The following is a 21,137-nucleotide window of genomic DNA, read 5'->3' on the forward strand; positions in this document are numbered from 1 at the left end:
CACCATGGATATGCAGACCTCGCTTCTCGACCGGCTCTTCGATACCGGTCTTCTCATCGATACCGGCGTCGAGGGCCTCTACGGCCGCAGCGGCGCCTTCGAGGACGTCATCGCCCGCTTCGAGCGGCTGATCGACGCCTATGGCGGCGCCGACGGCGCCGAAGCCATGCGCTTTCCCCCCGGCATGAGCCGCGCGCATTTCGAAAGCAGCGGCTACATGAAGAGCTTCCCGCAGCTTGCCGGCACGGTGCACAGCTTCTGCGGCAGCGAGCTCGACCATATGAGCCTCCTGCAATGCATGGAGGTCGGCGACGACTGGACGAAGGACCAGAAGGCGACGGACATCGTGCTGACGCCGGCGGCCTGCTACCCGCTCTATCCGACCATCGCCAAGCGCGGCCGCCTGCCGGCGAAGGGCGGGCTCTACGACCTGCAGTCCTACTGCTTCCGGCACGAGCCCTCCAACGATCCCGCCCGCCAGCAGCTCTTCCGCATGCGCGAATATGTCTGCATGGGCACTGAGGGTCATGTGACGGATTTCCGCCAGAGCTGGATGGACCGTGGCCTCGAGATGATGGGCCGGCTCGGCCTCGACGTGACGATGGATGTCGCCAACGACCCGTTCTTCGGCCGTGCCGGCCGCATGCTCGCCAACAACCAGCGCGACCAGAACCTGAAGTTCGAGCTGCTCATCCCGGTGACCTCGGCCGCCAAGCCGACGGCCTGCATGAGCTTTAACTACCATCAGGACGCCTTCGGCGCGAAATGGGGCCTCCATCTCGAGAACGGCGACGTTGCGCATACCGCCTGCGTCGGTTTCGGCCTGGAGCGCATCGCGCTCGCGCTCTTTGCTCGCCACGGCCTCGACATCGCCGTCTGGCCGGCCGATGTCCGCAAGGTGCTGGGATACCAGGACTGACATGGCCGCCGTCTTCGCCGGGCTCGACCCCGAAACCTACCGGCCGCACGCGCTGCACGACGCGGAACGCATGTGGCCGGAGACGAATTGCTATGTCGATCTGTGGATCGAGGTGCTGAACGCGCTCGGCGCCCCGCCCGAGGCGATGCTCGGCTTCACGCTGGCGCAGGATTTCGAGGGCGACCAGTTCACCTTCTTCAAGGTGCCGCTGGAAGACCTCGAAGCCCTCTACGGCATCCGCAGCACCGAGCTTGCCATCTTCGACCGGGTGGAGGACCACGTCGCGACGCAGATCGCCCGCGGCCGGCTCTGCCTCGTCGAGATGGACAGTTTCTACATGCCGGACACCCGCGGCGTCGCCTACCGGCAGGAGCACGGCAAGACGACCGTCGCGATCAACCGGCTCGACCTTGCGGCGAAGCGGCTCGACTATTTCCACAATGCCGGCTTCTTCCGGCTTGAAGGCGAGGATTTCGACGGCCTGTTCCACCGGAATGACGATCAAGCGGACCTGCCTTTCCTGCCCTATACGGAATTCGCTAAGTTCCCGGAAAGGCTGCCCGACGAGGTCCATCTTCGCCGCGAGGCGCAGCGCCTGCTCGCCGTCCACTTCGCCCGGCGCCCGTCGGAAAACCCGCTCGCGGCCTTCGCCAAGGTGTTCCCGGCGCAGGTCGAGGCCGTGGCGGATCGCCCCTTCGGCTTCTTCCACAAATATGCCTTCAACACGCTGCGCCAGGTCGGCGCCAATTTCGAGCTTGCCGGCAGCCATCTCGACTGGCTTGCGCCCGACGGCCACCTGAAGGACGCCGCCGACGCCGCGCGCAAGGTCTCGGAGACGGCGAAGACGGTGCAGTTCCAGCTTGCCCGCGCCGTGACGCGCCGCCGGTTTGAACCGCTCGCGACCGCGCTCGACCCGGCCGTCGAAGCCTGGGATGGCCTGATGGCGGCGCTCGCCGCGCGGATCGGCTGATGGAGGACGGTGTGCCCGCGACCGGCAGGATGCTCTCTGACGGCTGGCGCATGATCCTGACGCCGGCCGGCGCGATCGCCGATCCGGCAGGGCTCGACGGTCTCTCCGGCTTCATCGACGCCCCCGTGCCCGGCACCGTCGCCGGGGCGCTGGAGCGCGCCGGCCGTTTCGACCGGACCGCGCCCGAGCCGCTCGACCATCTCGACGCCTGGTACGTCCTCGACCTTGCCGGCGAAGCGTCGGGCGAGGCTATGCTGCATTTCGACGGGCTCGCGACCGTGACGGAGGTCTGGTGGAACGGCGCGCCGGCGCTCTCCTGCGACAGCATGTTCGTGCGCCACGATCTGCCCGTCACGCTGACGGGCCGCGACCGTCTCGTCCTCTGCTTCCGCGCCCTGAAGCCGCATCTCGAAAAGCGCGGCCCCCGCGCCCGCTGGCGCCCGCAGATGATCACGCCGCAGGGCCTTCGGCTCGTCCGCACCACCCTTCTCGGCCGCATGCCCGGCTGGTGCCCGGAGGTCCATGCCGCCGGCCCCTGGCGGCCGGTCCGCCTCTTACGGCCCGCGCCCGCGCTGCCGGCCGATGTGCGCATCGCCGCCCGTCTGGAGGAGGACGGTACCGGCCGGCTCGATATCCGCTTCCGCCTCGATGGCGCCGTGTCGCCGCGCGTCGAATGCGCCGGCATGGCCGTTGTCGCCGCGCGGGACGGGGAGGGCCGGTTTGCGGCAAGCCTTTCCATCCCCGGGGTCGCGGCATGGTGGCCGCGCACGCATGGCGCGCCCGTGCTGCACGATGTCCATCTCATTGTGGACGGCGCACGCCACAGGCTCGGCCGCACCGGCTTCCGCCGCATCGATATCGACCGCGGCGCGGACGGCCGGGATTTCGCACTCCATGTCAACGGCACGAGGATCTTCTGCCGCGGCGCGGTCTGGACCAATGCCGACATCGTCGACCTGCCGGGCAGCCGCGAGCGCTATGCGCCGCTCCTGAAACTGGCGGCGGATGCGAACATGAACATGCTGCGCATCGGCGGCACCATGACCTATGAGACGCCGGATTTCTTTGCGCTTTGCGACGAGCTGGGGCTGATGGTCTGGCAGGACTTCCAGTTCGCCAATTTCGATTATCCGGCTAACGATCTCGCATTCATCGGGAATGTCCGCAAAGAAATCGCGCAGTTCCTCAAGGCCAATGCCGCCTCGCCGTCGCTTGCTGTCCTGTGCGGCGGCAGCGAGATCGACCAGCAGGCGGCGATGCTCGGCCTGCCGGAAAGCGCCCGGGCCGGGCCGCTCACCCGCGAGATCCTGCCCGAACTCGTCGCCGCGCACCGGCCGGACGTGCCCTATGTCGAGAATTCGCCGGGCGGCGGCGCCATGCCCTTTGCGCCCAATGCTGGCGTGACGCACTATTACGGCGTCGGCGCCTATTGCCGGCCGCTGGAGGATGCGCGCCGCGCCGAGGTGCGCTTCGCCGCCGAAAGCCTCGCCTTCGCCAATGTGCCGGAACGCGAGACGCTCGACGCGCACCTGCCGGTGCCGGCCGTGCACGATCCGCGCTGGAAGGCTCGCGTGCCGCGCGACCGCGGCGCCTCCTGGGATTTCGAGGACGTGCGCGACCATTATCTCGGCCTGCTCTATGGCGAGGACCCGGCGCGCCTGCGCCGTGAGGATCCCGGCCGCTATCTCGACCTTTCCCGCGCTGTCACCGGCGAGGTGATGGAGGCGACCTTCGCCGAATGGCGCCGGCCGCAATCCACCTGCAACGGCGCGCTGGTCTGGACCTTCCAGGACCTGCTGCCCGGCGCGGGCTGGGGCATCGTCGATGCGACGGGCCTGCCGAAATCCGCATGGCATGCCCTGCGCCGCGCCTTCCGCCCGGTGCAGCTCGTACTTTCCGACGAGGGCACGAACGGGCTCGATGTGCATGTCATCAACGACGGTGCGGAAGAACAGACCTTGACGCTGGAGCTTTCCTGCCTGCGCCACGGCCGCCAGCCGGTCGTCGGCGGGCGGCGGGAGGTCCGGCTCGCCCCGTATTCGGCTAAGACGCTGCCGGCGACCGACCTCTTCGGTGCGTTCTTCGACACGACCTATGCCTTCCGCTTCGGCCCGCCATCGCACGATGTCACGGTCGGCCGGCTGGTCGACGGCAACGGAACGGTGATCGCGGAGGCGTTCCACTTCCCGCGCGGCCGGGCGAAGGCGCTCTGTTCGGCAATGCTGTCGGCCGAGCTTCGGCAGGACGATGGAGAATGGCTGCTGGAGCTTTCCACGGACCGCTTCGTCCAGTCCGTTGCCGTCGAGGCCGAAGGCTTCCTGCCCTCGGACAACTGGTTCCACCTCGCGCCGGGCGGCGTGAAGGTGCTGCGCCTTGCGCCCCGCGCCGGCATGGACCCGGCGACGCGCCCGACCGGCGAAATCCGCGGCATCGGCGCCGATTCCGTCGTCTCCTTCTAGGAGATCGCGGGTGGACTACAGGAAATCACCGATGATTTCCTGTAAGGGTCATCTCAGAAGAAGACGTGCAGCGGCCACTGGACCGGGCGGCGGGAGGAGGAAAGCCGGCTGCCTTCCAGCGGAAGCCTGTCTTCCGTCGCCGCGCCGCGCGCATCGTCGCGATCCGCCTCTTCGGTCTTCGGCTGGAAGCCGACCGGATAGAGGTTGAAGTAGCCGAGCGTCACGCCACCGGGATACATCATGCCATCGCCTCCGCGTTGTTACGATCCGGTCAACATCATGGCGAAAACGTGGCATGTGTCAATAGTCTATAGAATTAGTGATCTATTCCATGCTTGAAACGCCGGGCAGGGAGGGGCTACGAGACGGGCTCGACCGAACCGAAACCGCCGAAGGCTGGCCGTGTACACGCTGGACCGCACCGAACATTTCGAGCAGGAGATCCGCAAGAGCCGGTTCCTGGCGATCGCTTGCCCGGTGGAAAGCGAGGCGGAGGCGAAGGCGCGGCTCGCCGAGGTCTCCGATCCCGCGGCCAACCACAATTGCTGGGCCTTCCGCATCGGCCAGGTCTATCGCTTCAGCGACGACGGCGAGCCGAGCGGCACGGCGGGAAAGCCGATCCTTCAGGCCATCGACGGCCAGGCGCTCGACCGCACGCTCGTCGTCGTCACGCGCTGGTTCGGCGGCATCCTGCTCGGCAGCGGCGGGCTCATCCGCGCCTATGGCGGCACGGCGGCGATGTGCCTGCGCGCGGCGGAGAAGACCGAATATGTCGAGCGTGTCGCGCTCACCGTCTCGCTCGGCTTTTCCGATCTCGCGCTGGTCAAGGCGCGGCTCGGCGCCTTCGCCGGGCTGGTGATGGACGAGGAGGCCTATCACGATACCGGCGCGCGCCTTGCCTTCCGCGTCCCCGCCGAAAAGGCCGAGGAGATCGGCCGGCTGATCGTCGACCTGACGAGCGGGCGGGCCGAAATCGGCGCCTGAGGCCGGAATTTTCCCTCGGGGCGAAATAAAATCGTCTTTCCTCCGCGCGGCCTGCCGGGAGAACGGTTTGGCGCATTCGCAGGGACTTGCCGAACGCTGTCTTGCAAGCCGGCGGATCGGCGCAAACTTGCCCTTCCGCCCGGTTTTCCCGAGGCGCGCGCGGCTATAGGCAAGGCCGGCATTTCGGTCTATCTACCCGGCCTGACTTATCTTCGCGGGCGCATGCCCGCGCTCCCGCATGATCGAATAGAGAGGACGAGACCCATGAGCCTGCGCATCAACGACATCGCTCCGGACTTCACGGCTGAAACCACCGTTGGCCCGATCAGCTTCCACGAATGGATCGGCGACGGCTGGGCCGTGCTCTTCTCACACCCGAAGAACTTCACCCCGGTCTGCACGACCGAGCTCGGCGCCATGGCCGGCATCGAGGGCGAGTTCCGCAAGCGCGGCGTCAAGATCATCGGCATCTCCGTCGATCCGGTCGACAGCCACACCAAGTGGAAGGCTGATATCCGCACGGCGACCGGCTTCGACGTCGAATATCCGCTGATCGGCGACAAGGACCTTCAGGTCGCCAAGCTCTATGACATGCTGCCCGCGGCCGCCGGGGACAGCTCGGAAGGCCGCACGCCCGCCGACAACGCCACGGTGCGCTCGGTCTTCGTCATCGGCCCGGACAAGAAGATCAAGCTGATCCTCACCTATCCGATGACGACGGGCCGCAACTTCGCGGAAATCCTGCGCGCCATCGATTCGATCCAGCTCACCAGCAAGCATCAGGTGGCGACGCCCGCCAACTGGCAGCAGGGCGACGACGTGATCATCACCGCCGCCGTTTCCAACGAAGATGCCATCACGCGCTTCGGCGCCTTCGACACGGTCCTGCCCTATCTGCGCAAGACCCGCCAGCCGGCCGCCTGAGCGCCGCGGCATCTTCGGAAAGCAAGGAAGCCGGGGTCGAAAGACCCCGGCTTTTTCATGCCCCGCGCAGGATGAAGCCGGCGAACCGCTTCTGCACGAAGGGCGAGACGACGAAGACGATGGCGAACACCATGATCGGCGCGATGACCGCCGTGCGCTGCCAGGTCGTCCAGCCCCCGGTGAGCGGCAGGACGAGGTAGAGAAGCGCCGTGATCAGCGGATAGACGGGCAGCAGCATGGCGAGCGCGAAGTGGAATTTCGAGAGCTTGCGGGGGGATGCGGTGTGGGTCATGAGAGCAACCTTTATGGAACGGAACGTTTCGTTTATATAGAAACGAAACGTTCCGTTCAAGTGCCAGCCGTGCTACAAGCGGAAAAAAGGAAAAGGCCATGGCAGAGACAGAGACGACGCCCGCCCGCCGCTCCATCGGCGCGACGCGCAATCCGGCAAGCGAGGCGGCGATCCTCGCGGCGGCGGAAGCGGTGCTGGTGGAAAACGGGATCGGCGGCTTCTCCATCGAGGCGGTAGCGCGGCGCGCGCGCGCCGGCAAGCCGACGATCTATCGCTGGTGGCCCTCGCAGGCCGCCCTCCTGCTCGACGTCTATCACAGCCGCAAGCGCGTGAGCTTCGTCTTCCCGGACAAGGGCAATGTGCGCGACGACCTGCGCACCTATCTTTCCAGCCTGCTGGTGACCTGGCGGGAGGGTACGAGCGGCGCGGTCTTCCGCTCCGTGCTGGCGAAGGCGCAGGGCGAGCCGGATGCGCTGGCCGCGCTCTGCGCCTATATGGCCGAGCGCCGCAGCGAGAGCGGCGGCATCGTCGCCAAGGCACAGGCGCGCGGCGAGGTGCGCCCGGATGTCCGGCCGGAGCTGATCACCGAGCTGCTGTCGAGCTTTGCCTGGGGGCGGCTCTTGACGGAGCGGCTCGACGTTTCCGACGAGGAAGTGGACGCCGTGGTCGACACGGTGCTGGCCGGTATCCTCGCGAAACCGGCCGGCTGACCGCTCAGTCCGCCGTGCGCACCAGCCGCAGCCTGCCGTCGGCGTCCACCTCGGTGGCGACGCCCTCGTAGCTCTTCAGCAGCGGATGGCTGGTGTCGATCGGGTGATGGTGCGTCGCCGTCATCACGACGACCTGCGCGCCCGCGCCCTCGCCGGCGAGGATGCCCGCCGGCACGTCCTCGAAGACCAGGCAATCGGACGAGGCGAAGCCGAGCCGCTCGGCCCCGAGACGGTAACCGTCCGGCGCCGGCTTGCCCTTGGTGACGTCTTCTGCCGTCACGATGACCTTCGGCAGCGGAATGCCGGCGGCGGCAAGGCGGCGATGGGCAAGCGCGACAGGCGCGGAGGTCACGATGCCCCAGCGGTCGGCGGGCAGGGCGGACAGGAACGCGATGGCGCCGGGAATGGGCAGGATGCCGTCGATATCCTCCAGCTCCGCCTGTTCCACCTCCTTCGCCTCCGCGACCGGGTCGACGCCCGGCAGGCCGAGCCGCGTGATCGTGTCGATGCCGCGCACGCCATGCATGGTCGGCAGGAAGGTTGCGACGTCGAGCCCGTGCTTCAGCGCCCACTGCGTCCAGACGCGCTCGGTCGCCGGAATGGAATTGATGATCGTGCCGTCCATGTCGAACAGGAAGGCGGAGAAGCTGCGATCGAAGATGGGACGTGCGGACAAGGAGAGGACCTGCTGGCTGGGAGGGGAGGATGCGAAGCGCGGCGGGAGTTCTGGATTACCCGCTGCGGACCGCGCAGGCAACCGTGCTTGACGCGCTTGCGTCGCCGGGCCCGCCGCCCCATCTTTCTGTTGCTCACCCACGAATGTGCCGCGAAGTGATTCCACTCGGGCGAAAAAAATGCTCTAGCTCTCACGCCATGCCGCACAAGGTCTTTCTTTCCCGCCTCAAGCTCACGGATTTCCGCAATTATGCGGCCCTGTCGCTGCCGCTCGACGGCCGGCATGTCGTGCTGACGGGGCAGAACGGCGCGGGCAAGACCAATCTCATGGAGGCCGTCTCGTTCCTCTCGCCCGGCCGGGGCCTGCGCCGCGCCGCCTATGGCGACGTGCCGCGCGCCGGCAGCGAGGCTGGCTTCTCCGTCTTCGCGACGCTGGAGGGCATGCAGGGCGAGGTGGATATCGGCACCGGCACGGAGGGCGGCGAGGACGGCCAGTCGCGAAAGCTCCGGCTCAACGGCACGCCGGCCCGCACCGTCGATGAGCTTCTCGACCACCTGCGTGTCGTCTGGCTGACGCCCTCCATGGACGGGCTCTTCACCGGCCCTTCCGCCGATCGCCGCCGCTTCCTCGACCGGCTGGTCCTGTCGCTCGATCCCGAGCACGGCCGCCGCGCGGCGGATTTCGAGAAGGCGATGCGCGGCCGCAATCGCCTCCTCTCCGATCACCGGCCCGATCCCGCCTGGCTGACGGCGCTGGAGAAGCAGATGGCCGAACTCGGCATTGCCATGGCCCATGCGCGCCACGAGCTCGTCGGCCTCCTCTCCGGCCTTGTCGAGGCGGCGCGCGACGACGGACCGTTCCCCTCCGCCACGATGCGGCTTTCCGGCTTCCTCGACGGGGAATGGCAGCGCCCGGCCTACGAGATCGAGGAGATCTATCTCGGCATGTTGCAGGAGGGCCGCTACCGCGACGCCGCCGCCGGCCGCACGCTGGACGGCCCGCACCGCGCCGATCTCCTCATCCGCCACCGCGAGAAGGACATGGAGGCCGAGCGCTGCTCGACGGGCGAGCAGAAGGCACTGCTCGTCGGCCTCATCCTCGCCCATGCCGGGCTCGTCGCCGGCATGACCGGCCATGCGCCGGTTCTGCTGCTCGACGAGATCGCCGCCCATCTCGACGAGGGCCGCCGCGCCGCGCTGTTCGACCGGGTCGACGCGCTCGGCGGGCAGGCCTTCATGACCGGCACGGACCGGGCGATGTTCGATGCGCTCGGCGAGCGCGCCCAGTTCCTCACTGTCTCGAACGGAGGCATCCTGCCATGACCGATCCGCTGAGCCCCGAAGAGATCGACCGCTACCGCCGCCACATCGTGCTCGCCGAGATCGGCGGCGCCGGCCAGCAGAAGCTGAAGGCGGCCAATGTGCTGGTCGTCGGGGCGGGCGGCCTCGGCGCGCCGGTCATCCAGTATCTCGCCGCCGCCGGCATCGGCCATATCGGCGTCCTCGACGACGACACGGTCTCGCTCTCCAATCTCCAGCGCCAGGTGATCCACGACACCGCCGGTATCGGCACGGCGAAGGTCGCCAGCGCCGAGGCCGCCGTCGCCCGCCTCAACCCGCATGTCCGCTTCACCGGCATCTCCGAGCGCCTGACGCCGGACAATGCCGCGCGCCTCCTCTCTGGCTACGATCTTCTGGTCGACGGATCGGATAATTTCGATACACGCTATGCCTCGGCGGATGCGGCGGAAGCCGCGCGCATCCCGCTGGTGACGGGTGCGGTCGGCCGCTTCGACGGCTCCGTGACGGTGCTGAAGCCCTATGAGGCGGGACCGGACGGCATGCCTCATCCCGGCTACCGCGACCTCTTCCCCGACGCCCCGCCGCCGGGCGTCGTGCCGGCCTGCGCGGAGGCCGGCATCGTCGGCGCGCTGACGGGGGTTATCGGCACGCTGATGGCGATGGAGGTAATAAAGCTGGTGACGGGCGCGGGCGAGCCGCTGGTCGGGCGGCTTCTGCTCTATGATGGATTGGCGGCGCGGTTCGAGACGCTGAAATACAGGCGACGGAAGAGCGGTTCCTGACGAGGCGTTTGCCGCTCACCCCCCTCTGCCCTGCCGGGCATCTCCCCCACAAGGGGGGAGATCGGCAAGACGCAAAAACCTTGCTCATGCAGGAACGTTAAAGATCGGCGAGACGCTGCCCCATCCAATCTCCCCCCTTGTGGGGGAGATGCCCGGCAGGGCAGAGGGGGTATGCCCGCCGCTCCATCTACACCCTGCTCGGCAACACCCGATCCGGCGGCCGGTGCCCGTCGAAGAAGGTGCGGATGTTGATCACGACCTTCTCGCCCATGTCCACGCGCCCCTCGATGGTGGCCGAGCTCATATGCGGCAGCAGCACCACTTTGCCTTCGGACGCCAGCTTCAGGAGCTTCGGATTGACCGACGGCTCGTTCTCGAAGACGTCGAGGCCGGCGCCGGCGATCCTGCCTTCCCTGAGGCACTTGATCAGCGCCGTCTCGTCGATGATGCCGCCGCGCGCCGTGTTGACGATGTAGCTCGTCGGCTGCATCAGCTCGAGCCGGCGGGCCGAAAGCAGGTGGTAGGTGGCGGGCGTGGAGGGGCAGTTGACCGAGACGATGTCGACGCGGGCGAGCATCTGGTCGAGGCTGTCCCAGTAGGTCGCTTCCAGCGCGTCTTCCGTGTCCGGGCGCACGCGGTTGCGGTTGTGGTAGTGGATGGAGAGGCCGAAGGCCTTGGCGCGCTTGGCGACGGCGGTGCCGATGCGGCCCATGCCGACGATGCCGAGGCGCTTGCCCCAGATGCGCCGGCCGATCATCCAGGTCGGCGACCAGCCGGACCACTCGCCCTTGCGGTCGGTCAGGATGCGCGCACCCTCGGCAAGCCGGCGGGGCACGGCGAGGATGAGCGCCATCGTCATGTCGGCCGTGTCCTCGGTCAGCACGTTCGGCGTGTTGGTGACGGTTATGCCCTTTCGCGCGGCGGCTTCCACGTCGACATTGTCGACGCCGTTGGAAAAGCACGCGATCAATTTGAGCTGCGGCCCCGCCTGCTCGATCAGCGCGGCGTCGATCCGGTCCGTCAGCGTGGGCACCAAGACGTCCGCGCTCTTCACGGCGGCGACGAGTTCGGGCTGTGTGCGCGGGCTGTCGTCGATGTTGAGCTCGGCGTCGAACAGTTCGCGCATCCGGGTCTCCACCACCTCGGGCAGGCGGCGGGTGATGTAGACCTTCGGTTTTTTCTTCTGCGTCATGGGATGTTCCGGCGTGCTGTTGACGGGTCCTTAACCAAGTTGGGCAAGGATTGCTTCATCAGGGGCATTTTCTACCAGACCCGGTCGCGAAGACAATCCGCTCATGGGGCGGTCCGCGCGATTTGCCACTCCGCTCCGGTTCGGCAGCCCGATGCCTTCCTCAGTTTGTGCGGATTTTGCCATGCGTCACCTCGTGCGTTTCAGCCTCGCCGCCCTTGCGGGCATTCTCATTTCCGTCGCCGGCGTGGAGTTCGCCCATGCGCAGGCGGCCAAGGGGCCGAGCGGCCTGCCGCTTCCCCGCTTCGTCAGCCTCAAGGCCAGGAGCGTGAACCTGCGCGTCGGCCCGAGCGTCGATTATGCCGTTTCCTGGCGCTACATGAAATCCGGCGTGCCGGTCGAGATCATCCAGGAATACGACAACTGGCGCCGCATCCGCGATGCCGACGGCACGGAAGGCTGGGTCAACCAGGCGCTGCTGTCCGGCGAGCGCACCGCCGTGACCGCGCCGTGGATGCGCGGCAAGGGCGACGAGATCTTCGTCAACATGCGCCGCGAGGCGCTGGCGAACGCCACGGTCGTCGCCAAGATCCAGCCCGGCGTCGTGGTCAAGGTCGGCGAATGCAACGGCGACTGGTGCCGTGCCGAAGTGGACGGCACGGCCGGCTGGGTCTCGCAGAACGAGATCTGGGGCGCCTATCCCGGCGAAGCCTTCAAATAAGGCCGGCCTTTCGGCCTTCCTCCGCCAGCGACAGCAGCGGGCGGGGGCCGACCTGCTGGATGACGAGCCCGGCGGCAAGGCTGCCGAGCCGGCCGCAATCGGCAAGCGATCGCCCGGCCGTATAGCCGTAGAGGAAGCCGGCGGCATAGAGGTCGCCCGCGCCGGTCGTGTCGACCACGCGCGGAATGCTGATCGCGTCGACCTTCGTCCGCTCGCCCTTCGTCAGGATGACGGAGCCTTCCTCGCTCATCGTGACCGCCGCAAACCGGCAATCCCCGGCGATGCGCCGCAGCGCCTCCTCGAAGTCCTCCGTCTCGTAGAGCGCCAGGGCCTCGGCCTTGTTGGCGAAGACAATGTCGACGGTGCCGGAGCGCATCAGGTCAAGGAATTCGCCGCGGTAGCGGTGCACGCAGAAACTGTCGGAAAGCGTCATCGAGACTTCGCGGCCGTTCGCATGGGCGATGCGCGCGCATTCGCGGATCGCGTCCTTGGCGCGCGGCGGATCCCAGAGATAGCCCTCGAAATAAGTGACCTTGGCGTCCGCGACGACCTGTTCTTCCACGTCCTCGGGGCCGAGCTCGACGCAGGCGCCGAGATAGGTGTTCATCGAGCGTTCGCCGTCCGGCGTCACGAAGATCATCGAGCGGGCGGTCGGCGGCGTGCCGGCGAGCGGCTTCGTCTCGAAATGGACGCCCTGGGCGCGGATGTCGTGGATGAAGATGTCGCCGAGCTGATCGTTTGCGACCTTGCCGAAATAGGCGGCCCTGCCGCCGAAGCTGGCGACGCCCGAGGCGGTGTTGCCGGCGCTGCCGCCGGAGGCTTCGAGCGCGGGGCCCATGCGCGAATAGAGCAGTTCCGCCCGCTCCGCGTCGATGAGGTTCATCGCGCCCTTGATGATGCCGTTGTCGGTGATGAAGTTCTCGTCGCAGCGCGCGATGATGTCGACGATGGCGTTGCCGACCGTCAGCACGTCGTATTTGGTCATGCGGGAAAATCCCTTCCTGAAGGGTGGGGAGACCGGAGCAGCCCCTCATCCCGCTGCCGCGACCTTCTCCCCGCGGGCGGGGAGAAGGGACTTGTGGCGAAGCGTGCATCCTTCCCTTCTCCCCGCTTGCGGGGAGAAGGTGCCGGCAGGCGGATGAGGGGCCGCCCGATCCGGTCCTTGTCAGTCCTTGGCGCGTTCCACGTAGGAACCGTCTTCCGTCGCGATGACGACGCGGGTGCCGGCAGTGATATGCGGCGGGACCAGCGTGCGAACGCCGTTCGACAGCATCGCCGGCTTGTAGGAAGAGGAGGCCGTCTGGCCCTTCACGACCGGTTCGGTCTCGGTGATCTCGAGCGTGACGTGGCGCGGCAGGTCGATGGCGATCGCGACGCCCTCGTGCACGGAAAGAACGACCGTCATGCCTTCCTGCAGGTAGGCCTTGAGGTCGCCGATGTCTTCCTGCGACATGGTGAGCTGGTCGTAGGTTTCCGGGTTCATGAAGTGGTAGCCGTCGCCGTCTTCATAAAGATAGTTGTGCTCGCGATCCTCGACGAAGGCGCGCTCGACCTGCTCGGTCGTGCGGTAGCGCTCGGAAACCTTGGTGCCGTCGGAGATGCGGCGCATGTCGACCTGCGTGACCGGCGTGCCCTTGCCCGGGTGGAAGTTCTGCGCCGTCAGCACGACATAGAGCTTGCCTTCGACCTCGAGGACATTGCCCTTGCGGACGGAAGAGGCGATGATCTTTACCATAAGTCTTCCTTGTAACTGGATGGTTCGCGTCGTAGAGGACCGCCACAAGACGTTTCCGCGAACGCTGAAAATACGTTTTCGGGGCCGCAACTACCCTATATTCCGGCAAAAGACCAGTCTTGCCGCCGGCATCGCCGAAGAAACCTGTCACATGAGCGCCACAAGCCTGAAGCCCTCGCCCTGGTGGACGCCCGACGTCCATGCCGACCGCCGGCCGTTCCTGATGGCGCGAAACCGCATCCAGGCGGCGCTGCGCGGCTGGTTTGCCGCGCGCGACTTCGTCGAGGTGGACACCGCGACATTGCAGGTCTCGCCCGGCAACGAGGCGCATCTGCATGCCTTCGAGACCGCCGCCATCGGCCATGCAGGCACACAGACGCCGCTCTACCTGCACACCTCGCCGGAATTCGCCTGCAAGAAGCTGCTGGCGGCGGGCGAGCGGCGCATCGCCTGCTTCGCCCATGTCTACCGCAACCGCGAGCGCGGCCCGCTGCACCATCCCGAATTCACCATGCTGGAATGGTATCGCGCCGGCGAGACCTATGACGTGCTGATGGCCGATTGCGGCGAGATGCTCGCGCTCGCCGCCGAAACGGCCGGCGTCTCCCTTCTTTCTTATCGCGGCGCGACCTGCGATCCCGCGCGGCCGCCCGAGCGGCTGACGGTGGCCGATGCCTTCACGCGCCACGCCGGCATCGATCTCCTCGCGACGATCCGCGCCGATGGTTCGACGGATCGCGAGACCCTTGCCGCCGCCATGCGGGCCAGGGATCTCCGCGTTGCGGATGACGACACCTGGGCCGATCTCTTCAGCCGCGTGCTGGTGGAAAAGGTCGAGCCGGAACTCGGCTTCGGCCGCGCCACCATCCTCTGCGAATACCCGACGGCGGAAGCAGCGCTGGCGCGACCCGCGCCGCACGATCCGCGCGTCGCCGAGCGCTTCGAGCTCTATGCCTGCGGCGTGGAGCTCGCCAATGCCTTCGGAGAGCTGACGGACGCCGCCGAGCAGCGCCGCCGCTTCGAGCTGGAAATGGCGGAAAAGGCCCGCGTCTATGGCGAGACCTATCCGCTCGACGAGGACTTTCTCGCCGCCCTCGCTCTCATGCCGGAAGCGAGCGGCATCGCGCTCGGCTTCGACCGTCTCGTCATGCTGGCGACCGGCGCGCGCCGAATCGGCCAGGTGCTCTGGGCGCCCGTTGCGGAGACTGCGCCGTGACGGCCGCGCGCAGCCTGACCACGGTTGCCGAACTTGCCGCCGCCGGCCTCCTGCCCGAGGAGAAGCGGCCCGCCGCGACCGCCGTTGCCGAGCGCTACGCCGTCGCCGTCACGCCCGCGCTCGCCGCGTTGATCGACGCGGACGATCCGCTCGATCCCATCGCCCGCCAGTTCATCCCCGATGCCGCCGAGCTCGTCACCCTGCCGGAAGAGCGCGCCGATCCGATCGGCGACCTCGCGCACAGCCCCGTCGAGGGCATCGTGCATCGCTATCCGGATCGCGTGCTGCTCAAGGCCGTGCATGTCTGCCCAGTCTATTGCCGCTTCTGCTTCCGCCGCGAGATGGTCGGCCCGGAAGGGCTCGGTACCCTGTCACCCGGGGCGCTCGATACGGCCATCGCCTATATCGCGGAGCGGCCGGAGATCTGGGAGGTCATCCTGACGGGCGGCGATCCGCTCGTCCTCTCCCCGCGCCGCCTCAAGGCGATCATGGAGCGGCTTGCGGCAATCGAGCATGTTAAGATCGTCCGCTTCCACAGCCGCGTCCCCGTCGTCGATCCCGAGCGCATCGATGCCGCGCTCATCGAAGCCCTGAAGGCCTCCGGCAAGACGACCTATGTGGCGCTCCACGCCAACCATCCGCGCGAATTCACGGCCGAAGCCCGCGCCGCCATCGCCCGCATCGTCGATGCCGGCATGGTGATGATCAGCCAGACGGTGCTTCTCAGGGGCGTCAACGACGATGCAGAGGTGCTGGCGAGCCTGATGCGCACCTTCGTCGAGAACCGCGTGAAACCCTATTACCTGCACCACCCCGACCTCGCCCCCGGCACGGCCCATTTCCGCCTCTCGCTCGCCGAAGGCCGGGCGCTGGTTGAGAGCCTGCGCGGCCGCATCTCCGGCCTCTGCCAGCCGGCCTATATCCTGGATATCCCCGGCGGCCACGGCAAGGTGCGGGCGGATTCCCCGGCGGTGGAGGAAGCCGACGACGGCTGTTTCCGTTTGCGCGATTTCCGCGGGGAGACGCATATCTATCCGCCGGAGGAAGGGCTGGCCTAGCACCGCCCTTTTGTTCCGCGAGCGGGTGCCTCCCTGGGAGGGAGGGCTGTTGCACATGGGAGGAAGACGCTTCCCCATCCCCCTTCTCCCCACTGGGGAAAAGAGAAGAGCAGCAATGCCGAATTCCGTAGGCGATAGCCCTGCCCTGAGGGGAGTGGACTGGGTCAAATCAAGCAAGGAGAGTAAGGGCTTTGAGGGAAAGGAGCGCCTCACGCTCTCGCCTGAACTACGCTCCTCACGTCCGTCTCAAAACTCTTCCCAATCCCCCTCATCGCCCTTCTCCTGCCGCACGCCGAGCGCGCCGGCGAGCTTTTCGCTGAGCGCGAGGGCGGGAGAGGTGACGGGGCGGGATTTCTCCGTCGCGGCCTTGACGTTCCACTGGCCCGGAGACTTGCGGGCGACCTTCTGCTCCGGCGCGGGTGCGGCGGGCGGTGCCGGCGGCGTGGCGGGGACGACGTGGAGATGCGGCGCGTGCATGGTGCGGCCGGCGGCAGCCGAACCGCCGACGTTGAACTGGCCGATAAGCGCGTTCAGCGCCTGCACTTCCGAGGCGAGGCCCTGGGCGGCGGCGGTCGTCTCCTCCACCATGGCGGCGTTCTTCTGCGTGCCCTGGTCCATGGCGTTGACGGCCATGTTGATTTCCTGAAGCCCGACCGCCTGTTCCCGTGCGGCCTCGACGATCGCCTGGACGTGGCCGTTGATCTCCTGCACCTCGGCAACGATGGTCTGGAGCGAGCGCCCCGTATCGCCGACGAGCGAGACGCCGGTGCGCACCTGCACCTCCGACGTGTTGATCAACGTCTTGATCTCCTTGGCGGCCTTGGCTGAACGCTGAGCCAGTTCCCGCACCTCCTGCGCCACGACTGCAAAGCCCTTGCCGGCCTCGCCGGCGCGCGCCGCCTCGACGCCCGCGTTCAAGGCGAGCAGGTTGGTCTGGAAGGCGATCTCGTCGATCACGCCGATGATGCTGGTGATCTCGCTGGAGGATTTTTCGATTTCCTGCATGGCGGCGACGGCGCGGCGCACGATCTCGCCGGACTTTTCCGCCCCCGTGCGGGTGCGGGCGACGAGCGAGCCGGCCTCTTCCGCCCGCCGGGTGGAATCCCTGACGGTCGTGGTGATCTCTTCGAGCGCGGCGGCGGTCTCCTCCACGGAGGCGGTCTGCTGCTCGGTGCGGCGCGACAGGTCTTCCGCCGCAGTGCGGATCTGGCCGGCGCCGGCATCGATGGCGCGCGCATTCTCGCGCGCCTCGCGCATCGCCTCGCCAAGGCGGGCGGCGGCGGCGTTGAACTCGGCGCGCAGGCGCTCGAGGTCGCCGTCGAAGGGTTTTTCGATGCGGCAGGTCATGTCGCCGCCCGCAAGCCTGCCGAGCGCGTCGGCAAGGCTGGTGACGGCTTCCTGCACGCGGCCGCTGTCGCGCGTGCGCTCGGCCTCGCGCGCCTGCCGCTCGCCTTCGGCGCGGCGGCGGTCGTCCTCGTTCCGGCGGTCGAGACGCTGGCGCTCGGCGGCAGTGTCGCGGATGGCTGCAAGGCCGGCCGCCAGCGCGCCGATCTCGTCGCTCCGGTCGGCATGCGGAACGGCAGCATCCGTATCGCCTGCGGCAAGGCGCTTCGAGGCTTCGGCAAGCTCGTCGAGCGGCCTTGCGACACGGCGGTTGACGAGGACCATGCCGGCAAGGGCAAGGCCCGCACTGGCGGCGAGCAGGGCCCAGCGGGAGGCGCCGCCGTCGACGATGCCCTGCAATCCGCCCAGGACGACCATGAGGACGAAGAGCGCAGGCACGAGCCTGCCGATCCGGACATTACGCATGACGGTTCCCTGATTTGTCGCGCACGGCTGCGTGCGGGTGCGCGGGAGTCTAGGAGCGGTCCTTTAACGGGGTCTTAATGGAGGCTCTGCACGCGCGCCTTGCCGGGGGCTTTTCCACACCCTACATGCGAAGGCCGAACAGGAGTTTTCGATGATCTTCGACGCCGTCCGGCTTTCGCTCGCCAATCTCTTCGCGCCCGAGACGCGCAGCGTCTTCTGGAAGGTCCTCGGGCTCACCGTCCTGGCGCTCGTCGTGATCTGGTTCGGGCTGCGGGAGACCTTCATCGCCTTCGCCTGGCCCTGGTTCGAAGGCGCGATGATGCCGAACCTGCCGGATTGGGCGGGCTGGCTCACCTTCGTCTTCGGCGTCGTCGCCAGTCTCGGCCTTGCGCTCGGCCTCGCTCTGCTGCTCGCCCCGGTGACGGCGATCATCGCCGGCTTCTTCCTCGACGATGTCGCCGAGGTCATCGAGACGCGCGATTATCCGGGCGAGGCCCAGGGCACGGCGCTGCCGCTCGGCCAGGCCATCGCGGGATCGATCAAGTTCCTCGGCGTGGTCATCCTCGGCAACCTGATCGCCCTGTTCCTCCTGTTCATTCCGGGCGTGAACCTCGTCGCCTTCTTCCTCGTCAACGGCTACCTGCTCGGCCGGGAATTCTTCGAATTCGCCGCCATGCGCTATCGCGCGCCTGCCGAGGCGCGGCTGTTCCGCGCCAAGCATGCCTCCACGGTCCTCCTCGCCGGCTTCGTCATCGCCGCCTTCCTGGCGATCCCCATCGTCAACCTGATGACACCGCTCTTCGCGGCCGGCCTGATGGTGCACCTCCACAAGGCGCTGAGCCGCAAGGACCGGGACTTCTCACTGCGGCAGGGCTGATGCGTCGTACATTGCCGCATAGTCGGCGCTCGGCGGGATCGGCGTGATCACGTCGATCATCACGCCGTTCGGATCGGCGGTGATGAAATGGCGCTGGCCGAAATCCTCGTTCTTGATGGCAACAAGGATCGGCAGGCCGGCGGCGCGCACGGCGTCATGCACGGCGTCGACATCCTCCACCTCGAAATTGAGGAGAAGGCCGGAGACCGTTTTGCGCCGGCCGGCGGCCGGAATGGTCTCGTGGTTGCGGTCGAGCACGGCGAGGGTCACCTTCTCGTCCTCGCGGGACTGGAGATGGATGTACCAGTCGCTGGTGAAGAGCGCCTCGAAGCGGAAATGCGCCGTGTAGAAGGCGGCGGTGCCGGCGACGTCATCCGTCATGATCACGGGATAGTAGCTGGTCGTCTTCATCTCTTTACCCTTTCTGCCTGGCGCAATTCCGGACGAAAGCCGCTGCACGCTTTTGCTGGATTTGCCTTTGGAAAAAACATACAGTCTACATGTTTCTATTAATTAACATACATGCAGATTGTATGTAAAGAGGCGACATGGCACGCAGCAACAAGGAACGCACCGAGGCGACGCGCCTCGCCCTGATCGAGGCCGCCCGGCGGCTTTTCGTGGAGAAGGGCTATGCGGAAACGGCGACGCCCGACATCGTTGCGGAAGCAGGAGTGACGCGCGGTGCGCTCTACCACCATTTCGAGGACAAGAAGGCGCTGTTCCGCGCCGTGCTGGAGCACGAAGCGCAAGCCGTGGCGGCGCGGATCGAGACGGTCTCGCTGCCGGCCGGCTCGCCGCGCGAAGCGCTGCTTTTCGGCGCGTCAGCCTATTTCGACGCGATGGCCGAGCCCGGTCGCACGCGTCTCCTGCTGCTCGAAGCACCTGCCGTGCTGGGCTTTTCGGGCGCTGGCGCAATCGACCGGGACAATGCCGAGGATACGCTGAAAGAGGGGCTGTCCGCCCTGCTCGGGCCGGATATCGAAGCCGCAAGGCTTGCGGCGCTGACCGGCCTGCTCTCCGCCGCCTTCGACCGCGCGGCCATCGCCATCGAGGCCGGCGGCGATCGCAAGGTCTACGAGGCGGCGATCGCCGATCTCCTCGACGGGCTCAGGGCGTAGGGCCGAACAGCTGCGGGGGAAGCTCGACCAGCGGGGCGGGCACATCGCAGGTCTTTTCCGGCGACTTGCAGAGATCGGCGATGACGCAGTGCTCGCATTCGGGCCTGCGCGCCTTGCAACAGTACCGCCCGTGCAGGATCAGCCAGTGGTGGGCGTGGTAGAGATATTCGTCCGGGATGATGCGCATCAGCTTGTCCTCCACCTCGTCCGGCGTCTTGCCGGGGGCGAGGCGGATCCGGTTGGCGATGCGGAAGATATGCGTGTCGACCGCCATCGTCGCCTGGCCGAAGGCCATGGAGAGCACGACATTGGCCGTCTTGCGGCCGACGCCGGGCAGCATCACCAGCTCCTCGCGGGTGCGCGGCACCTCGCTGTTGAAGCGGTCGACGAGCATGCGGCTGAGCGCGATGACGTTCTTCGCCTTGTTGCGGTAGAGCCCGATGGTCTTGATGTACTCCCGCACCTTCTCCTCGCCGAGCGCCAGCATCTTCTCCGGCGTGTCGGCGACCTTGAAGAGGGCGCGCGTCGCCTTGTTGACGCCGGCATCGGTCGCCTGTGCGGAAAGCGCGACGGCGACGACGAGCGTGAACGGGTTCACATGCTCCAACTCGCCCTTCGGCTCCGGCCGCTGGATGGAGAAGCGGCGGAAGATCTCCTTCAGCTCGGCCTGCGAATAGAGGTTCTTCACCGGCGCGGACGCCTTGCGGCGCGGCGGCGCCGAGGGCGCTTTCTTCCGGGTCTTCACGCTGTCCATGATGCCTCCGATGCGAGCCCCCGCAAAACCGCTACACAGTCCCGCGCGGCTTGCTTATAATCAAGCGTCATGACCCAAGGCAACGCCGACATCACGATGAACGACCTGCCGGTCTTCTCCGCCGAGCTGCATCCCTATCGCTCGCTGGGGCGGAACGGGCATCGTATCTTCTTCCTCATCGCGGGCGCGCTCAGCGTCGCCCACATGGCCGTCTTCATGATCTCCGGCGCCTGGCCGGTGGTCATGTTCTTCGGGGCGGATTTCCTCATCCTCTTCGGCGCCTTCTGGCTGAACAACCGGGCGGCCAGGGCAAAAGAGATCGTTTCTCTCTCGCGCACCAGCATCTCGATCCGCAAGATCACGCCGTCCGGCAAGGAAACGGAATATGCCTTCAATCCGTTCTGGGCGCGCTTCCTCGTCTCGCGCAAGGCGAAGATCGGCATCACCGCCATGCATGTGCGCGGCAACGGCCGGGAGACCGACGTCGGCACCTTCCTGCCGCTCGACGATCGCGAGCGCTTCGCCTCCGCCTTTTCCGGCGCGCTGGCCCGGGTAAAGCGCGGCTACTAAGCTAAGTCCCGCAGGAAACGGGTGGCCGGCACGCCGGGGGCGTGCTTTTGTGGCGGCACAGGAGAAAAGC

Annotated in this window: 23 protein-coding genes; 14 read left to right on the top strand and 9 right to left on the bottom strand. The window is 67.3% G+C overall.

The window, feature by feature from the left end; genetic code table 11:
* Window positions 1-4: 4 nt before the first annotated feature.
* The 3 genes from ShzoTeo12_RS16410 to ShzoTeo12_RS16420 are packed head-to-tail and all read left to right on the top strand — an operon-like array spanning window position 5 to window position 4,348.
* Entirely contained in the window at window positions 5-919 is a 915-nt protein-coding gene (locus ShzoTeo12_RS16410; RefSeq protein ID WP_318910446.1) for an amino acid--[acyl-carrier-protein] ligase, read from the top strand.
* 1 nt (window position 920) lies between these two features.
* Window positions 921-1,889, top strand: a complete 969-nt coding sequence (locus ShzoTeo12_RS16415) for a DUF1839 family protein (RefSeq protein WP_318910448.1) — start codon at window positions 921-923, stop codon at window positions 1,887-1,889.
* Window positions 1,889-4,348: a glycosyl hydrolase 2 galactose-binding domain-containing protein gene (locus tag ShzoTeo12_RS16420; RefSeq protein ID WP_318910449.1), complete on the top strand. Its 2,460-nt coding sequence runs from the start codon at window positions 1,889-1,891 to the stop codon at window positions 4,346-4,348. The genes ShzoTeo12_RS16415 and ShzoTeo12_RS16420 overlap by 1 nt, the downstream gene beginning before the upstream one ends.
* Window positions 4,349-4,401: 53 nt before the next feature.
* On the opposite strand, the gene ShzoTeo12_RS16425 is transcribed toward ShzoTeo12_RS16420, so the two are convergent.
* Window positions 4,402-4,590, bottom strand: coding sequence for a hypothetical protein (locus ShzoTeo12_RS16425; protein WP_318910450.1), 189 nt, complete (start codon window positions 4,588-4,590; stop codon window positions 4,402-4,404).
* A gap of 160 nt (window positions 4,591-4,750) precedes the next feature.
* Here ShzoTeo12_RS16425 and ShzoTeo12_RS16430 point away from each other — a divergent pair, with 160 nt between their 5' ends.
* Together ShzoTeo12_RS16430 and ShzoTeo12_RS16435 are read left to right on the top strand one after the other, a co-directional pair.
* Entirely contained in the window at window positions 4,751-5,332 is a 582-nt protein-coding gene (locus ShzoTeo12_RS16430; RefSeq protein WP_318910451.1) for a YigZ family protein, read from the top strand.
* Window positions 5,333-5,596: 264 nt separating this feature from the next.
* Entirely contained in the window at window positions 5,597-6,256 is a 660-nt protein-coding gene (locus ShzoTeo12_RS16435; protein ID WP_313195646.1) for a peroxiredoxin, read from the top strand.
* A 55-nt stretch (window positions 6,257-6,311) separates the two neighbouring features.
* Here the strand turns inward: ShzoTeo12_RS16435 and ShzoTeo12_RS16440 are convergent, their stop codons facing one another.
* Complete coding sequence (locus ShzoTeo12_RS16440) at window positions 6,312-6,548, bottom strand: hypothetical protein (protein WP_119257225.1); 237 nt, start codon at window positions 6,546-6,548, stop codon at window positions 6,312-6,314.
* A 98-nt stretch (window positions 6,549-6,646) separates the two neighbouring features.
* On the opposite strand from ShzoTeo12_RS16440, the gene ShzoTeo12_RS16445 reads away from it, so the two are divergent.
* The gene (locus tag ShzoTeo12_RS16445) at window positions 6,647-7,258 is read left to right on the top strand and encodes a TetR/AcrR family transcriptional regulator (RefSeq protein WP_318910453.1); all 612 of its coding nucleotides are present in this window, start codon (window positions 6,647-6,649) and stop codon (window positions 7,256-7,258) included.
* Between the two features lie 4 nt (window positions 7,259-7,262).
* Here ShzoTeo12_RS16445 and ShzoTeo12_RS16450 read toward each other — a convergent pair whose 3' ends face one another.
* Window positions 7,263-7,883, bottom strand: coding sequence for an HAD-IA family hydrolase (locus ShzoTeo12_RS16450; RefSeq protein ID WP_318912467.1), 621 nt, complete (start codon window positions 7,881-7,883; stop codon window positions 7,263-7,265).
* A 248-nt stretch (window positions 7,884-8,131) separates the two neighbouring features.
* On the opposite strand from ShzoTeo12_RS16450, the gene recF reads away from it, so the two are divergent.
* The gene (gene recF, locus ShzoTeo12_RS16455) at window positions 8,132-9,256 is read left to right on the top strand and encodes a DNA replication/repair protein RecF (RefSeq protein ID WP_318910455.1); all 1,125 of its coding nucleotides are present in this window, start codon (window positions 8,132-8,134) and stop codon (window positions 9,254-9,256) included.
* Complete coding sequence (locus tag ShzoTeo12_RS16460; protein WP_318910456.1) at window positions 9,253-10,017, top strand: molybdopterin-synthase adenylyltransferase MoeB; 765 nt, start codon at window positions 9,253-9,255, stop codon at window positions 10,015-10,017. Before recF ends, ShzoTeo12_RS16460 begins: the two co-directional genes overlap by 4 nt.
* Window positions 10,018-10,204: 187 nt before the next feature.
* On the opposite strand, the gene ShzoTeo12_RS16465 is transcribed toward ShzoTeo12_RS16460, so the two are convergent.
* Window positions 10,205-11,209 (bottom strand): 2-hydroxyacid dehydrogenase, encoded by a 1,005-nt coding sequence (locus tag ShzoTeo12_RS16465; protein WP_119257229.1) that lies wholly within the window; start codon window positions 11,207-11,209, stop codon window positions 10,205-10,207.
* Window positions 11,210-11,390: 181 nt separating this feature from the next.
* Between ShzoTeo12_RS16465 and ShzoTeo12_RS16470 the strand changes: the two genes are divergently transcribed.
* Window positions 11,391-11,927, top strand: coding sequence for an SH3 domain-containing protein (locus tag ShzoTeo12_RS16470; RefSeq protein WP_318910458.1), 537 nt, complete (start codon window positions 11,391-11,393; stop codon window positions 11,925-11,927).
* Here ShzoTeo12_RS16470 and ShzoTeo12_RS16475 read toward each other — a convergent pair.
* The gene (locus ShzoTeo12_RS16475) at window positions 11,920-12,912 is read right to left on the bottom strand and encodes an adenosine kinase (RefSeq protein ID WP_318910459.1); all 993 of its coding nucleotides are present in this window, start codon (window positions 12,910-12,912) and stop codon (window positions 11,920-11,922) included. The genes ShzoTeo12_RS16470 and ShzoTeo12_RS16475 overlap by 8 nt on opposite strands.
* Window positions 12,913-13,092: 180 nt before the next feature.
* Window positions 13,093-13,662 (bottom strand): elongation factor P, encoded by a 570-nt coding sequence (efp, locus tag ShzoTeo12_RS16480; protein ID WP_119257232.1) that lies wholly within the window; start codon window positions 13,660-13,662, stop codon window positions 13,093-13,095.
* A 151-nt stretch (window positions 13,663-13,813) separates the two neighbouring features.
* Here efp and epmA point away from each other — a divergent pair, with 151 nt between their 5' ends.
* Both epmA and ShzoTeo12_RS16490 read left to right on the top strand, forming a co-directional pair.
* Window positions 13,814-14,878, top strand: a complete 1,065-nt coding sequence (epmA, locus tag ShzoTeo12_RS16485) for an EF-P lysine aminoacylase EpmA (protein ID WP_318910461.1) — start codon at window positions 13,814-13,816, stop codon at window positions 14,876-14,878.
* The gene (locus tag ShzoTeo12_RS16490; protein WP_318910462.1) at window positions 14,875-15,936 is read left to right on the top strand and encodes a lysine-2,3-aminomutase-like protein; all 1,062 of its coding nucleotides are present in this window, start codon (window positions 14,875-14,877) and stop codon (window positions 15,934-15,936) included. Before epmA ends, ShzoTeo12_RS16490 begins: the two co-directional genes overlap by 4 nt.
* Before the next feature lie 246 nt (window positions 15,937-16,182).
* On the opposite strand, the gene ShzoTeo12_RS16495 is transcribed toward ShzoTeo12_RS16490, so the two are convergent.
* A complete protein-coding gene (locus ShzoTeo12_RS16495; RefSeq protein WP_413251106.1) occupies window positions 16,183-17,745 on the bottom strand; it encodes a methyl-accepting chemotaxis protein in 1,563 nt (520 codons plus the stop codon).
* Window positions 17,746-17,896: 151 nt separating this feature from the next.
* On the opposite strand from ShzoTeo12_RS16495, the gene ShzoTeo12_RS16500 reads away from it, so the two are divergent.
* Complete coding sequence (locus ShzoTeo12_RS16500) at window positions 17,897-18,622, top strand: sulfate transporter family protein (protein ID WP_318910463.1); 726 nt, start codon at window positions 17,897-17,899, stop codon at window positions 18,620-18,622.
* On the opposite strand, the gene ShzoTeo12_RS16505 is transcribed toward ShzoTeo12_RS16500, so the two are convergent.
* On the bottom strand, window positions 18,605-19,033 hold the full coding sequence (locus ShzoTeo12_RS16505; protein ID WP_318910464.1) for a VOC family protein: 429 nt from the start codon (window positions 19,031-19,033) through the stop codon (window positions 18,605-18,607). The two genes, ShzoTeo12_RS16500 and ShzoTeo12_RS16505, sit on opposite strands and share 18 nt — an antisense overlap.
* A 137-nt stretch (window positions 19,034-19,170) precedes the next feature.
* On the opposite strand from ShzoTeo12_RS16505, the gene ShzoTeo12_RS16510 reads away from it, so the two are divergent.
* Window positions 19,171-19,743 (top strand): TetR/AcrR family transcriptional regulator, encoded by a 573-nt coding sequence (locus tag ShzoTeo12_RS16510; RefSeq protein ID WP_318910465.1) that lies wholly within the window; start codon window positions 19,171-19,173, stop codon window positions 19,741-19,743.
* Here the strand turns inward: ShzoTeo12_RS16510 and nth are convergent.
* Window positions 19,733-20,497 carry an endonuclease III gene (gene nth / locus ShzoTeo12_RS16515; RefSeq protein ID WP_318910466.1) on the bottom strand — a complete coding sequence of 255 codons (765 nt, stop codon included), beginning with the start codon at window positions 20,495-20,497 and terminating at the stop codon, window positions 19,733-19,735. The genes ShzoTeo12_RS16510 and nth overlap by 11 nt on opposite strands.
* A gap of 69 nt (window positions 20,498-20,566) precedes the next feature.
* Between nth and ShzoTeo12_RS16520 the strand changes: the two genes are divergently transcribed.
* Complete coding sequence (locus tag ShzoTeo12_RS16520; protein ID WP_318910468.1) at window positions 20,567-21,067, top strand: DUF2244 domain-containing protein; 501 nt, start codon at window positions 20,567-20,569, stop codon at window positions 21,065-21,067.
* The last annotated feature ends 70 nt before the right edge of the window (window positions 21,068-21,137 follow it).

Origin of the sequence: Shinella zoogloeoides (assembly GCF_033705735.1) — a bacterium.
Taxonomy (GTDB): Bacteria; Pseudomonadota; Alphaproteobacteria; order Rhizobiales; family Rhizobiaceae; genus Shinella; species Shinella zoogloeoides_A.

Coding starts and splice junctions, on each gene's coding strand:
- ShzoTeo12_RS16410 (WP_318910446.1), top strand. CDS start 5: ATGGATATGCAGACCTCGCTTCTCGACCGGCTCTTCGATACCGGTCTT.
- ShzoTeo12_RS16415 (WP_318910448.1), top strand. CDS start 921: ATGGCCGCCGTCTTCGCCGGGCTCGACCCCGAAACCTACCGGCCGCAC.
- ShzoTeo12_RS16420 (WP_318910449.1), top strand. CDS start 1,889: ATGGAGGACGGTGTGCCCGCGACCGGCAGGATGCTCTCTGACGGCTGG.
- ShzoTeo12_RS16425 (WP_318910450.1), bottom strand. CDS start 4,590: ATGATGTATCCCGGTGGCGTGACGCTCGGCTACTTCAACCTCTATCCG.
- ShzoTeo12_RS16435 (WP_313195646.1), top strand. CDS start 5,597: ATGAGCCTGCGCATCAACGACATCGCTCCGGACTTCACGGCTGAAACC.
- ShzoTeo12_RS16440 (WP_119257225.1), bottom strand. CDS start 6,548: ATGACCCACACCGCATCCCCCCGCAAGCTCTCGAAATTCCACTTCGCG.
- ShzoTeo12_RS16445 (WP_318910453.1), top strand. CDS start 6,647: ATGGCAGAGACAGAGACGACGCCCGCCCGCCGCTCCATCGGCGCGACG.
- ShzoTeo12_RS16450 (WP_318912467.1), bottom strand. CDS start 7,883: ATGGACGGCACGATCATCAATTCCATTCCGGCGACCGAGCGCGTCTGG.
- recF (WP_318910455.1), top strand. CDS start 8,132: ATGCCGCACAAGGTCTTTCTTTCCCGCCTCAAGCTCACGGATTTCCGC.
- ShzoTeo12_RS16460 (WP_318910456.1), top strand. CDS start 9,253: ATGACCGATCCGCTGAGCCCCGAAGAGATCGACCGCTACCGCCGCCAC.
- ShzoTeo12_RS16465 (WP_119257229.1), bottom strand. CDS start 11,209: ATGACGCAGAAGAAAAAACCGAAGGTCTACATCACCCGCCGCCTGCCC.
- ShzoTeo12_RS16470 (WP_318910458.1), top strand. CDS start 11,391: ATGCGTCACCTCGTGCGTTTCAGCCTCGCCGCCCTTGCGGGCATTCTC.
- ShzoTeo12_RS16475 (WP_318910459.1), bottom strand. CDS start 12,912: ATGACCAAATACGACGTGCTGACGGTCGGCAACGCCATCGTCGACATC.
- efp (WP_119257232.1), bottom strand. CDS start 13,662: ATGGTAAAGATCATCGCCTCTTCCGTCCGCAAGGGCAATGTCCTCGAG.
- epmA (WP_318910461.1), top strand. CDS start 13,814: ATGAGCGCCACAAGCCTGAAGCCCTCGCCCTGGTGGACGCCCGACGTC.
- ShzoTeo12_RS16495 (WP_413251106.1), bottom strand. CDS start 17,745: ATGCGTAATGTCCGGATCGGCAGGCTCGTGCCTGCGCTCTTCGTCCTC.
- ShzoTeo12_RS16500 (WP_318910463.1), top strand. CDS start 17,897: ATGATCTTCGACGCCGTCCGGCTTTCGCTCGCCAATCTCTTCGCGCCC.
- ShzoTeo12_RS16505 (WP_318910464.1), bottom strand. CDS start 19,033: ATGAAGACGACCAGCTACTATCCCGTGATCATGACGGATGACGTCGCC.
- ShzoTeo12_RS16510 (WP_318910465.1), top strand. CDS start 19,171: ATGGCACGCAGCAACAAGGAACGCACCGAGGCGACGCGCCTCGCCCTG.
- nth (WP_318910466.1), bottom strand. CDS start 20,497: ATGGACAGCGTGAAGACCCGGAAGAAAGCGCCCTCGGCGCCGCCGCGC.
- ShzoTeo12_RS16520 (WP_318910468.1), top strand. CDS start 20,567: ATGACCCAAGGCAACGCCGACATCACGATGAACGACCTGCCGGTCTTC.